The following is a 12,964-nucleotide window of genomic DNA, read 5'->3' as shown; positions in this document are numbered from 1 at the left end:
CTATGTCTACAGTCGAAGAAACGCAACCGTTATTCAGCCATTTGGTAGAGCTGCGTAATCGGCTGCTGCGTTCCATTTTGAGTGTATTAGTGGTTTTTCTTGGTCTGGTTTGGTTTGCCAATGACATTTATGCCTTCATGTCGGCACCCCTGGTAGAGCGTTTACCGGAGGGAGCGACGATGATTGCAACGGATGTGGCATCGCCTTTCTTTACACCAATAAAACTCACTTTGGTTACCTCAGTGTTTGTTGCTGTACCGATGATTTTGTATCAGGTTTGGGGCTTTATCGCGCCGGGGCTGTACAAGCACGAACGTAAGCTGATCATGCCGTTGCTGTTTTCCAGCTCGCTGCTGTTCTACGCCGGTGTGTCTTTTGCCTACTTTGTGGTTTTCCCGCTGGTGTTTGGTTTTTTTACCAACATCGCGCCGGAAGGGGTACAGGTAGCCACAGATATCGCCAGTTATCTCGACTTTGTGCTGGCATTGTTTATGGCCTTCGGTATCGCGTTTGAGATCCCGGTTGCCATTATTCTGTTGTGCTGGACCGGGGCTACTGATCCGCAAAGCCTGAAGCAGAAGCGACCATACATTGTTGTGGCCGCATTTGTGGTGGGTATGATGCTGACGCCGCCGGACATCATTTCGCAGACACTGTTGGCAATCCCTATGTGTTTGCTGTTTGAAGTCGGGTTGTTCTTCTCGCGTTTCTATATTCGTGATGAAGAGGACGAGACTGCTGACAATGACGAGCAGTAAACGGTATGCATGACAGAAGAACCGGCCTATGGCCGGTTTTTTTATAACAGAAAGATCATAGAGACAAATAACAAAATGATAGATATCGGGGTTAATCTAACCAACAGTCGCTTTGATAAGGATCGTGATGAGGTGATTGCGCGGGCGAAAGAGGCCGGCGTAAAAGGACTTATCCTTACTGGAACCTGTATTGAAGAGAGTCGCCAGGCACAGGCAATGGCCCGCCAATGGCCGCAGTATTGCTACAGTACGGCTGGGGTACACCCGCATGATGCCAAAACTGTCTCTGATCTGGCTCTGCCTGCTATTCGTCAGCTGGCCAGAGAGCCGGAAGTGGTCGCGATTGGTGAATGCGGGCTGGATTTCAACCGCGATTTCTCGCCGCGGCCCCAGCAGGAAGCCGTGTTTGAGGCCCAGCTGGCGCTGGCCGCAGATCTCAATATGCCTGTGTTCATGCATTGTCGGGATGCCCATGAACGGTTTTTGGCCATCCTTAAACCCTGGCGTGACAAGTTACCTGCAGCCGTCTTGCACTGTTTTACCGGGACAGAGACCGAGTTGAAACAATGCCTCGCGCTCGACCTGCATATCGGCATTACTGGCTGGGTTTGTGATGAGCGCCGTGGAACGGAGCTGCGTGAGATTGTCCGTTATATACCGGATAACCGACTGATGGTGGAAACGGATTGCCCGTACCTGCTGCCGCGTGATTACCGGCCGAAACCTAAATCCAGCCGCAATGAGCCTAAGTTCCTGCCGCACATTGCTCAAGTGATTGCGCAGTGTCGCAACCAGGAAGCGGCTGAAGTGATTGCCAATTCCTATACTACTACCCAGGCATTTTTTCTAATCGGATCTCCCGAAGCTTGATGAGAGTGGTATCATCAGCAAAAAGCGAATCAACCCATACAAGGAGTATGCAGTGTCTGTATCTATCCAGGGCGCGTTTCCGGCCCGCCGTATGCGTCGCATGCGTAAGCATGACTTTAGCCGTCGTTTAATGGCAGAAAACCAGATTTCTGTGAATGATCTGATCTACCCGATGTTTATCCTTATGGGTAAAAACCGCCGCGAAACGGTTGAATCAATGCCTGGTGTTGAACGCCTGTCTATTGATCTGATGCTGCTTGAAGCGGAGTACCTGTCGAAGCTTGGCGTACCCGCTATTGCCCTGTTTCCGGTAATTTCGCAAGACTTCAAGAGTATCTGTGCTGCCGAAGCACATAACCCTGAAGGCCTGGTGCAACGCGCCGTTCGCTTGCTGAAAGAGCATGTGCCGCAGATGGGCGTGATCACCGATGTTGCACTGGATCCGTTTACCACCCATGGTCAGGACGGCATCATCGATGAGACCGGCTATGTAGTGAATGATGTCACTACTGAGGTATTGATCAAGCAGGCATTGTCCCATGCTGAAGCCGGTGCCGATGTGGTAGCGCCATCTGACATGATGGACGGCCGTATTGGTGCGATCCGTGAAGCGTTGGAAGAAGCAGGTCACATTCATACTCAGATCATGGCCTATTCAGCCAAGTATGCCTCGAATTATTATGGTCCGTTCCGTGATGCTGTCGGCTCTGCGGGTAACCTTAAAGGTGGTGACAAGAAAACCTATCAGATGGATCCGGCCAATAGCGACGAGGCGTTGCACGAGGTGGCAATGGACGTCAATGAAGGGGCTGATATGGTGATGGTGAAGCCGGGTATGCCATATCTGGATGTGGTACGCCGGGTGAAGACTGAGCTTAAGGTGCCTACATTTGCTTATCAGGTATCAGGTGAATATGCGATGCACATGGCGGCGATCCAAAACGGCTGGTTGAAAGAGCGCGAGACCGTGCTGGAATCCCTGCTGTGCTTCAAGCGTGCCGGTGCCGATGGCATTTTGACCTACTTTGCCAAGCCCGTTGCTGAGTGGCTGGCCGAAGATGCTGCGGCTCGTCAGACTGAGCTTGATAATCTAGCAGAATAATCTAGCAGTTCAGCTTGTGATACGAATGAAGCGAGGAAATGCTATCCTCGCTTCTCGCTTCTCGCTTCTCGCTTCTCGCTTCTCGCTTCTCGCTTCTCGCTTCTCGCTTCTCGCTTCTCGCTTCTCGCTTCTCGCTTCTCGCTTCTCGCTTCTCGCTTCTCGCTTCTCGCTTCTCGCTTCTCGCTTCTCGCTTCTCGCTTCTCGCTTCTCGCTTCTCGCTTCTCGCTTCTCGCTTCTCGCTTCTCGCTTCTCGCTTCTCGCTTCTCGCTTCTCGCTTCTCGCTTTACGGCCTCACATTTCGGTTGATCGGATTCTGCAAGGAAATTAGCGTCTCGGTGGATTGCACCTCATCAATAGCCTGCAGCTTGTCGATCAGTACATACTGTAATTCTTCAATCGACTTACACATCAGCTTGACGAAGATATTATACGCCCCGGTGGTGTAATAGGCCTCGACCACCTCATCGAGCTCATTGAGCTTGGCCAGTGCCGAGTGGTAATCACGGGCCGCATTGAGGTTGATACCGATAAAGCAGCATACGTCATAGCCGAGCAATTTCGGGTTCACCACCACTTCGGTGCCGGTAATGATTTCTGCTGCCCGCATTTTTTCAACCCGGACATGCACGGTGGCGGGGCTGACATTGAACCGTTTGGCCATTTCGGCATAAGGGATCCGGGCATCATTCATCAGGGCATTCAGGATGTCGCGGTCTAAATCGTCAATCCGGGGTGGTTGGGTCATGGTTTTGTGTAATCCCTTGTTTATCCAATACAGCTCATATCTTATACTGAGCTAGCTTCAGTATCTAAATATAACGATTAATTTGACCTACTCGTGCTGTAAATACACAGCATCGTTGGCTGCCAGGCCAGCGTGGTACATGGACTTTCTTAACGACAGGATCTTTAGACGTTTTATGCGCTTTCTTGCTTTATTTCTGGCATTGCTGGTAGCACCTGTTTATGCACAGGTGAAAGATACCTTGGTTATTCATTCTTATCATCAGGGAATGAGCTGGACCGATTCGCTGCAGGCCGGGCTGGAATCGGCATCGCAGCCTTATGATATTCCACTGCATGTCAGCTATATGGATAGTAAGCGCTACCAGTCAGAAAGCTACCTCAATGAACTGCTCGATATTTACCGTACTAAACTGACCCATGAGAAATACCGGGCGATCGTGGTCACCGATGATCATGCCTTGTGGCTGGTAAACCAGCTGTCAGAGGAAGTGGGTGATACCCCCGTGGTGATGGCGGGGATCAATGATTATTCTCCCGTAAAGCATGGCCGGTTATCGAAGGTGGCTGGGGTGCTGGATGTCAGTGATCCTTCGGACATTATATCCCTGGCCTTGTCGGTACAGCCTGACCTAAAGCAGATCTATGTGATTGCTGATGAGACTGATACTGGACAGGCGATGTGGCATGGAATCGAAAATTACCTGGCGGCAAACCCTACCGATCTGATCGTGCATCGCTTATCACAGGGAAAGTTTAGCGATATTTTTTCTCAGACCGCTCTGCTGCCGGATCAATCGGCCATTATTTTTCTGAGCTACTTTCTCGATAGCAGTGGCAGCTATATGGCCAGCCGCCCATTTGTCGAGGCCTTAACTAGAGGTGCTTCTGCCCCGGTGTATGCCCCTTCCCAGTATCTGCTCGAACATGGCGTTGTCGGTGGTGTGATGACCAGCGGCTATACCAAGGGGCAACAGGCCGGCGGGTTGCTGGTAGCAATTCTTAATGGGGAGATCACCCAATATCCGGCTTTTGTCCGCAGTCCGGGCAAAGAGATGTTTAGCCATCAGGCGTTGCTGCGCTGGGGGTTGACTGTGCCAGAGGACGTGGTGGTAATGAATAAGCCGCAGAGCTGGTTTGAACGTTATAACAAAGAGCTGCGTGCGATGACTGTTGCTGTCGTGATTATGGCTGCGATTATTGTGTTCCTGAGTTTGATTATCCGCCGTTTACGTAAGAGTGAACAAAAGTTGCAACAGAGTCAGGCGCTGTTCGAGGGGGTTTTCGATCAAAGTTTCCAGTATATCGGGATCTTGGATGATAGCGGCATGCTGATCTCGGGCAACCTTGCCCTGCAGGGCTTGGTCGGTCGTGCAATTATCAAATATGATCGCCCGATGTGGCGCTGGCATTGCTGGGATCAGGAAACGGTAGTTCGGCTGAGCAAGGCTTTCCATGCCGCCTGGCAGGATCAACGGGTCCGTTTTGAGGTCGAAGTACAAAGTAACGATGATGGCCGGCGGGTACTGGATATTGCCATGAAGCGCATGCCAGAGTCGGTGGGCGAGACAGAGCAGCTATTATTTGAAGCCCGTGATGTCACTTCCCGTCATCAGATGGAAGAGAAACTGCGTGAGCGGGAGGTCAGCTACCGTCTACTGTACGAGCAGCAGCCGGTTATTTTGCTGGCTGTCGATAGCCAGGCCCGTATTCAGTCGGTTAACCAGTTTGCCGCCGATCTGCTCGGTTACAGTAAGCGGCAGCTGCTGGGGCATAAGGTCACTGATTTTTATTATGATGATGTGCCATTGCCGCAGAAGTACATCTCGGGTGTTCGTGAGAGCAATGAACAGAAAGTCTGGCGCCGCCAGCTAAGGTACAAGTGCGCCGATGGCAATACTGTCTGGATCCGTGAGACGATTCGCCCGACCCAGTCAAAGCTGCAGCTTTTGCTGGTAGGGGAAGATATTACCTCTACCCGAGAGCTGGAAGCCAAGCTGGAATACCAGGCATGCCATGATTACCTGACAGATTTGTATAACCGGAACTACTTTGAGCAACAGCTTGATGAGGTGTTGCTTGAAGCCAGGGACAAAGGGGCGCGCCATGCGATGTTCTACATCGACCTCGATCAGTTCAAGGTGATTAATGATACCGCAGGCCATGAAGCCGGTGATGAAGCGTTGAAGCAGGTCGCCTTGCTGCTTCAGGGGATCACCCCGGATAAAGCGACATTGTCCCGTTTGGGCGGTGATGAGTTTGCGATTATCCTGCGCAATTGCAGCCCGGACGAGGCGGTGAAATTTGGCAATGAAATACTGCTCCTGTTGGAAGAGGCTGAGTTCTATTGGCAGAATACCCGGTTTAGTTTCAGTGGCTCGATAGGGGTTCGGCTTATCGACGAAACGGCAGGCTCGACCCAGCAGGTTCATGCCCAGGCTGATACCGCCTGTTACGCCGCTAAAGATGAGGGGCGAAACCGCTTGCACCTTTATCACCCGGACGATGAAGAGCTGAAACGCCGTGAGCTGGAAATGGAATGTGTGAGCCTGATCCGCAAGGCGCTGGCAGAGAAGCGGCTGGAGTTGCATGCCCAGCAAATTGCTCCGCGGACCTCAATGAGCCAGAAGCAGCATTATGAAATTTTGGTCAGGATCCGTGATAGTGATGGTTCAATGGTCTCTCCCGGGTTGTTCATGCCTGCAGCGGAGCGCTATAACCTGGCTCACCTGATTGATCGTTATGTGGTTAATGCCGTTATTGACTGGTTGGTGGCCCACCCTGAGGCCGTCGAGCAACTGGAGTTGTGTGCGATAAACCTGTCAGGCCAGTCGATGGGCAACCGCGATTTTGTCCACTTTCTGGTCGAGAAAATTCACACATCCGGTTTGCCTACCAATAAACTGTGCCTGGAAATTACCGAAACGGCTGCCATCGGTAATATGAGTGAGGCGATTTTGCTCTTTACCCAATTGAAGTCATTAGGCTGTTTGATCTCGCTGGATGACTTTGGCTCTGGGTTGTCTTCGTTTGGCTACCTGAAAAGAATGCCGGTCGATATTATTAAGATTGACGGGATGTTTGTTCGTGATATCGATGAAGATGAAATGGATTTTGCGATGGTGAAAGCCATTAATGAGCTGGCGAAAAAAATGGGCAAGCAGACCGTCGCTGAATTTGTTGAAAATGAAGCTATCTTGACCCGTCTCGACGATCTCGGGGTCGACTATGCTCAGGGATACCTGTTTGGCAAGCCTCAGCCTCTGGCTGAGCTGGTGACAGAGTTGCGCCAACACTCAGAGGCAGTGGTATAATCCTGCTCCTTATATGTCCAGGCTGCTCAATGAGAGCAATATAGCCAGGGCTTATTGATTGATTACCGGAGAATTCTGTGCAACTCGCTTTAATTTGTGACACGCCCGACCGTCAGCATGAACTGGATGAGTTAGCCCTTTGCTGGGGGCTGAGTCATGACGAAGACAGCACTTTTGCCCTGGTGCTGACGGCCGAAAGGTTAGAGCTGCACAAACGTGATGAGCCTAAGCTCGGCGCGGTCTATGTTGATTTAGTGGGCGGGGCGGCGTCCCACCGACGCAAGTTTGGTGGCGGCCGTGGCCAGGCGATAGCCAAAGCGGTTGGCCTCAAAGGGGGAGTTACCCCTACTGTTGTAGATGGTACCGCCGGGTTGGGCCGTGATGCATTTGTCCTGGCCTCGCTGGGCTGCAAAGTGCAGATGGTGGAGCGTCACCCTGTCGTGGCAGCACTGCTTGATGATGGACTGCGCCGGGCCCAGCAGGATCCCGAAATCGGCGGTTGGATCAGTGAACGCCTTACCCTGCTGCATGCATCGAGCCATGATGCACTGGATAAGCTGGCGGCGGATCCTAGTTTTACCGCGCCGGATGTGGTCTACCTCGACCCGATGTATCCGCACAAAAAAAAGTCGGCGCTGGTGAAAAAAGAGATGCGGGTATTCCAGACCTTGGTCGGGGCCGATAATGATGCTGACAGTTTGCTGGCACCGGCGATGGCACTGGCGACCAAGCGGGTTGTGGTAAAGCGCCCGGACTATGCAGAGTTTTTGGCCGATCAGAAACCCTCGACAGTGATTGAAACCAAGAAGAACCGTTTTGATGTCTATGTAATTGCTGCGATGAAATAGCAGGGCGCTTCTCTTGCCACTCATCCTCGCCTTTTGCTTGCAGCTATGCAGTGATACTCTTAAGAGCAATGATTATAATTGGCTTTTGCTGAAGGAGTGGTAAATGGCAAAGTCTTTATGTAAATACCGTCGGGTTGAGATCGTCGATCAATTTGCAACAATCAGCAAGATTGTCAGCGAGCCAAAGTTTGTTTGCAGCAGCTGTGCCCGCTCTGCCAGTGATAAAGCCTACCTGTGCAAACCCAGTGCACTGAAAAGGGCAAGGCCACTGGTAGCCGTATCAACAGTTGTGCCTGAACTGACTAGGGAAAAGGCTAAGGTGAGTGAATTACCGACCTCACCAGCAGCTCAGATGCAGTTGGCAGCGGTTGCCGTGATTGAACATGAAGATGCAGTAGCCCAGCCAACAGTAACCAAGAAGCAGGCCAATAAACTGAAGAAACTGGCCAAGAAGAAGAATAAGCGGCTGAAAAAAGCAGCAAAGGCAGTGCAGCGTTACGACAAGGCATTGCAGAAGGCGAAAAAGGCCCTGCAGCTTTAGCAAGATTGAACCATGTTGATAATTCCATTAAAAAAGCCTCCACGTTGGGAGGCTTTTTTATTTCCGGCCGATTAAGATTCTTTGATCAAAACCGCTGTCATCAAACAAGTGATCACAGATACAACAATGCCAGAAACAATTAACCAAGGAAGCATATCCATAGTTAGTTATCCATCTGTTAGCGACTAGAAACTGTATTGAATAACTTTTACATTCTGCTAGCAATGGGATGGATATAAGATGAAATGGCTGTTAACACTTAGAAACAAAAGATCGGATTTTGGCACATAAGCCCATGCTATTAAGAATAAAAAAGCACCCAGTTGGGTGCTTTTTGTCTCAAAATGTTATGTTGCCAAGTTGTTACTATTTGGCGGGTAGTGCCAGTGTCAGAGCCTGACGGGACAGATCGGCAGCGGCCTCGCTGTCATTCAGCTTTTCCATCACATCGACCAAGTGGGCATAGTCTGCCACATTCGGGCGTAGCTCAATGGCTTTCTCGAAGTGTTGCTTGGCTTCTTCCCACTTCTCTTCACGCATGAACAGCTGCCCCAGGGCACTGTAGGTGCTTGGGTTGCTGCTATCAAAACGCAGAAGATCCTGGAGGCGGACAATGGCCGGATGATAGTCTGCCAGGTTAAGGGCGGGTATCAGCTCAATCAGGTCTTCATCATTGTTTTTCTTCAGCGCATCACGCAGCACAGTGTAAGCTTCGCTGTCGGCACTGTGGCTGCTCATCAGCCTAACAAAGCAAGCGATCAGCTCAGGACGCTGCTTGGCTTTACGGCTTAGGCTATTCCAATGACCCATCAGGCCTTCGCTGCCGTTTTGCTGGGTGATATAGGTCATCAGGCCACATTCGGCTTTTACGTGAAGCTCAGTGGCTTCTTCTGCCGAAATCACACTGAGTTTCTCAAGCTGAGGCAACAACGCAAGCAGTGGTTTCCAGTCTTCCAGCTTCAGGTAACAATCTTTTAGCAGCGCAAGCAGAACCGGGTTGCGGCTGTGCGCGTGCTTGATGTCCTGCAGGGTGGCAACAGCTTGCTCAAACTGCTGTTGGCGGAACTGCAGCTTGGCACGAGTCAGTGCCACAGCCAGGTTTTGGCTATCAATATCGGCGGCCAGTTTCAGGTACTCGTCACGCTGGTTGGCATCGCCCTGGCTCTGTGCAGCTTCGGCAGCTGCCAGGTAGTTAAGCAGCGGCGCATCGCTGTGCTTGGCGGCTTTGACAACCAGTTTTTCAGCTTGCTTCCAGTCACCTTCAATGACTTTCATTAGGCCGGTAGAGGTTTGCTGGCGAGCCTTGCGTGCTTTGCGGCCAGATAGCCAGCCGCGGGTAGAGCTACCTGCTGACAGAATGCGCTTGATGATCGTTTCCAGCAGGAAGAAAGACCCGAACAAGACCACGATCAGCAGGAGCAGGGTAGTCAGGCTCATTTCCAGGGTCTGGTTGGCAACGGAGATCAGTACATAGCCCTGGTTGCCCGCTAGCATCGGACCGACAACGATACCGGCGATCAGCGCAGCAACCAGCAATAAAAGTTTGATCATGCTGGGTTCTCCTCTGTGCTAAGTGGTTTCACCTGCTGGCGAATACGCTCGCTGACGGCATTGGTGATCAGAGGCTGTGATTTCAGCTTGCTTGGATAGCTTGCTTCTACATTCTCTTGCGCAAGTTTATCCAGGGTATTGATAAAGCTTTGCGCTGCAGGATCTTCCATATCATAAAACTGCTCAGCCCACTCTTTGGCCATCAGCAGTGATTTGGTGTATAGCTCGCCCTGCTCGCGGTAAACCGACTTGATGGCGGTTTCCAGCTTGGACTTGATATTTTCCTGCAGGTAGAAATCTTGTTTTGGTGATAGCAACGGGATCACACTGCCGTCACGGGTACGGTAGGTCACAAAGTGTTCGCTGAAATTCTTCAGGGAGGTCTTCAGGTTTTCTTTCCAGTCATCAACAGAGGTTGAGACCGTTGCATCACTGGCTTCTGCAGCTTCAGGCACAATGGCATTGGCCAGTGGCAGTTTCGCCACCGCTTCTTGCAGGCTGGTCAGGCGCAGTACCAGTCCGTCGCGATCGACACGGGCGACGGCTTTCAGCGCGGTAATATCACTGTGCATCGCTTCGCGGATCGGTGTCATGTTTGGATCATTAAGCTCGGCAACACGGTGATCAGCAGACTCGAGCAAAATGGTTGCACTGGCGGTGTCATGCTCTAGCCATAGTTTGCGGCCAGCCATTTTTACCAGGTAATCGGCTTCTGCCAGCAACCAGTCGTTTGGACGGCGTCCCTTCATCTCAGACAGTGCCATCTGTAGACCGGTGATTGATTTGCCCTGCTGGGAAAGCGAAACGTCAGTACTCTGCAGGCTCTTCTCTACCTGGCTGAGCGTTTCTTGTTTGGTTGCTGCTATGCTGTTTTGCAAATTATTTTGCACGCCCGCAAGCTGTTGTTGAAGCTCAGCCATTTTGGCTTCTTGGGCCAAGGTTTGCTGGTGGCCGTGATAGTACAGGCCAGCACCGAGAGCAATGACGAGCGCAATAGCAATGGCACCAGTTTTACTGCCGCCTTTATTTTCGGCTGGCTGAGGCGCTGGAGCTTGCGCTGGCTGGCTGCTATCAGCTTTGGCTGCCGACTCTTTTTTGGGCGTAGAGGTTTCAGGTGCTTGAGCTTTGGCACTTGATTGACCTGGCTTATCCGTTGCTTTTGACACTGCCGATTGTTTGTTATCTGCAGAGGTTTCGTTATTGGTTTTTTTGTCAGTCATCCGATTATCCCATCGTGCCTATCTTGCTTAGGGTTGTGAAAAGGTGGTTATTGGCCGCACTTCCCACGGTGGAAATAGTACAAAAACCAAGCATGCGAGCCTGGTCTGCGATTCGTTGGCTTGGTACGAAAAGGTGGCATTGAAGAAACCAAGCCTTATTGTCATCAGGTATTAAACTGCTCAGATGTGCCAGCTGTTCACCACTGGTAATAACTAGTGCCGAAACGTGCCTCGACTTCCACTCCTGGCACTGCTGGGTGCCGTCTAGCGGGATCCAGCTGCGCAAGTATGTTTCACAGTAGCTGACCTTCGCCCCGCGTTGCTGCAAGGTTTGGTAGATCAGCTCACGGCCACCATTGCCGCGTAATATCAGTACCCGGCGGTTTTGTACCTGTGCTTGAGCCAGTGCTGATAATTCCAGTAATCCTTCACTGTCACAGCGTGACTGGGGTGACAGCACATCACAACCGCAGCATTCAGCGAGTGCTGTAGCAGTTTTATGCCCAACAGCCATATAATGCACGTTTTTTGGCCAGCTGACACCTTGTGTTGTTAAGTAATTGTGCGCTAGGTTCACTGCATGAACACTGACCGCAATCAGAAAATCATCTGGTTGCAGCCGATTTAGCTGGGAAATCAGGGTAGGGATCTGCGTTCCTGGCTGAATATCCAGCAGTGGTTGGGCAATAGCGCTGATCCCCGCCGCATTGAGCTGCCGAGCAAGCTGATGGCATTCTGGAGCCGGGCGGGTGATCAGTATCGTCATTAGTCGTTGCCGTATAGCTTATCCAAGATGACTTTGGCACCCTCATCAAGCAATTGCTCAGCCAGCTGGGTACCTAATGCTTCTGCATCGGCAGCCGGGCCGCTGATCTCACCACTGACAATTTTGCTGCCGTCAGGCTCACCGACGAGGGCGCGTAGCCAGATTTGATCGCCCTTGAGCTCCGAGTAGCTGCCAATAGGCACCTGGCAACCGCCCTGCAGGCGGTTGTTCATGGCGCGCTCACACAGTACACGGGTGGCGGTTTCTTCATGGTTCAGGGCATCAAGCAGCGTGCGGACGCGTTCGTCATCCAGGCGGCATTCGATACCTACGGCTCCTTGGCCAACGGCCGGAAGGCTGGTTTCCGGTGTGATGGCATCACGGATACGGTCTTCCATCTTAAGGCGCTTAAGTCCGGCACAGGCTAGGATAATGGCATCATACTCACCATCATCGAGCTTGCGCAGGCGGGTGTTGACGTTACCGCGAAGGTCTTTGACGATTAAGTCTGGGCGCATGGCGCGCAGCTGGCATTGGCGACGCAGGCTGGAAGTGCCGACAACGGCACCGGCCGGTAGCTCGTCAATGGTGTTGTAAGTGTTGGAGACAAACGCATCACGCGGGTCTTCACGCTCGCAGATGGTTACCAGGCCCAGCCCTTCCGGGAATTCGACGGGTACATCTTTCATTGAGTGAACAGCGATGTCTGCACGGTCTTCGAGCATAGCTACTTCGAGCTCTTTCACGAACAGACCTTTACCACCGACTTTGGCCAGAGGGGTATCCAGAATGATGTCGCCTTTGGTGACCATAGGTACCAGCTCGACAATCAGGCCTGGATGGGCCTGCTCCAGTGCATCTTTTACAAATTCTGCTTGCCACATTGCCAGCGGGCTTTTGCGGGTAGCAATGCGGATCGGTTTATCGGTCATAGAATCGGGTCCATAAAATCGCTTGCATTTATACACGACAATCGTATCACTCCTGCGCCGCGATGGTAATTCACTTGTTGTCCTCAGTGCGGTGAATCAGTATTGTCTTGATATGTGTTGTAATTAATGTGATATTTCTCACATAACCTTTAAGTGAAGAATTCATTACAATACCGCAGCTGGCGGTTTATTGAGTTTGTACTAGCTTGAGGGGGAATAGGACTAAGGATGGGCCGTGCAGCAGTTTAGCGATAATGCGAGCCATTCATAAGCTGTCATAAATCGTCACTAACTTTACGGTTAAAGCAAAAACTGTTA

At 51.5% G+C, this 12,964-nt stretch carries 11 protein-coding genes; 6 read left to right on the top strand and 5 right to left on the bottom strand.

What is annotated here, in order from left to right:
* The first annotated feature begins 2 nt into the window (after nucleotides 1–2).
* From tatC to hemB, 3 genes are all read left to right on the top strand, one after another.
* Nucleotides 3–758, top strand: a complete 756-nt coding sequence (gene tatC / locus AC51G0_RS18070; protein ID WP_496300072.1) for a Sec-independent protein translocase subunit TatC — start codon at nucleotides 3–5, stop codon at nucleotides 756–758.
* Between the two features lie 75 nt (nucleotides 759–833).
* On the top strand, nucleotides 834–1,628 hold the full coding sequence (gene tatD / locus AC51G0_RS18065) for a 3'-5' ssDNA/RNA exonuclease TatD (RefSeq protein ID WP_496302013.1): 795 nt from the start codon (nucleotides 834–836) through the stop codon (nucleotides 1,626–1,628).
* 52 nt (nucleotides 1,629–1,680) lie between these two features.
* Nucleotides 1,681–2,730: a porphobilinogen synthase gene (hemB, locus tag AC51G0_RS18060; RefSeq protein WP_496300071.1), complete on the top strand. Its 1,050-nt coding sequence runs from the start codon at nucleotides 1,681–1,683 to the stop codon at nucleotides 2,728–2,730.
* Between the two features lie 283 nt (nucleotides 2,731–3,013).
* Here hemB and asnC read toward each other — a convergent pair whose 3' ends face one another.
* Nucleotides 3,014–3,475, bottom strand: a complete 462-nt coding sequence (gene asnC, locus AC51G0_RS18055; protein WP_496300070.1) for a transcriptional regulator AsnC — start codon at nucleotides 3,473–3,475, stop codon at nucleotides 3,014–3,016.
* Between the two features lie 139 nt (nucleotides 3,476–3,614).
* On the opposite strand from asnC, the gene AC51G0_RS18050 reads away from it, so the two are divergent.
* From AC51G0_RS18050 to AC51G0_RS18040, 3 genes are all read left to right on the top strand, one after another.
* On the top strand, nucleotides 3,615–6,788 hold the full coding sequence (locus AC51G0_RS18050) for an ABC transporter substrate binding protein (protein WP_496300069.1): 3,174 nt from the start codon (nucleotides 3,615–3,617) through the stop codon (nucleotides 6,786–6,788).
* Between the two features lie 77 nt (nucleotides 6,789–6,865).
* Nucleotides 6,866–7,636 carry a class I SAM-dependent methyltransferase gene (locus AC51G0_RS18045; protein ID WP_496300068.1) on the top strand — a complete coding sequence of 257 codons (771 nt, stop codon included), beginning with the start codon at nucleotides 6,866–6,868 and terminating at the stop codon, nucleotides 7,634–7,636.
* Nucleotides 7,637–7,739: 103 nt separating this feature from the next.
* On the top strand, nucleotides 7,740–8,177 hold the full coding sequence (locus AC51G0_RS18040; RefSeq protein WP_496300067.1) for a hypothetical protein: 438 nt from the start codon (nucleotides 7,740–7,742) through the stop codon (nucleotides 8,175–8,177).
* A gap of 366 nt (nucleotides 8,178–8,543) precedes the next feature.
* On the opposite strand, the gene AC51G0_RS18035 is transcribed toward AC51G0_RS18040, so the two are convergent.
* The 4 genes from AC51G0_RS18035 to hemC are packed head-to-tail and all read right to left on the bottom strand — an operon-like array spanning nucleotide 8,544 to nucleotide 12,646.
* Complete coding sequence (locus AC51G0_RS18035; RefSeq protein WP_496300066.1) at nucleotides 8,544–9,728, bottom strand: heme biosynthesis HemY N-terminal domain-containing protein; 1,185 nt, start codon at nucleotides 9,726–9,728, stop codon at nucleotides 8,544–8,546.
* Nucleotides 9,725–10,948 (bottom strand): uroporphyrinogen-III C-methyltransferase, encoded by a 1,224-nt coding sequence (gene hemX / locus AC51G0_RS18030; protein WP_496300065.1) that lies wholly within the window; start codon nucleotides 10,946–10,948, stop codon nucleotides 9,725–9,727. The genes AC51G0_RS18035 and hemX overlap by 4 nt, the downstream gene beginning before the upstream one ends.
* 4 nt (nucleotides 10,949–10,952) lie before the next feature.
* Complete coding sequence (locus tag AC51G0_RS18025) at nucleotides 10,953–11,714, bottom strand: uroporphyrinogen-III synthase (protein ID WP_496300064.1); 762 nt, start codon at nucleotides 11,712–11,714, stop codon at nucleotides 10,953–10,955.
* The gene (hemC, locus tag AC51G0_RS18020) at nucleotides 11,714–12,646 is read right to left on the bottom strand and encodes a hydroxymethylbilane synthase (RefSeq protein ID WP_496300063.1); all 933 of its coding nucleotides are present in this window, start codon (nucleotides 12,644–12,646) and stop codon (nucleotides 11,714–11,716) included. Before hemC ends, AC51G0_RS18025 begins: the two co-directional genes overlap by 1 nt.
* Nucleotides 12,647–12,964 lie beyond the last annotated feature (318 nt).

Source organism: Photobacterium sp. HL06 (assembly GCF_059552575.1).
This window is presented reverse-complemented; position numbering and strand designations above follow the sequence as displayed.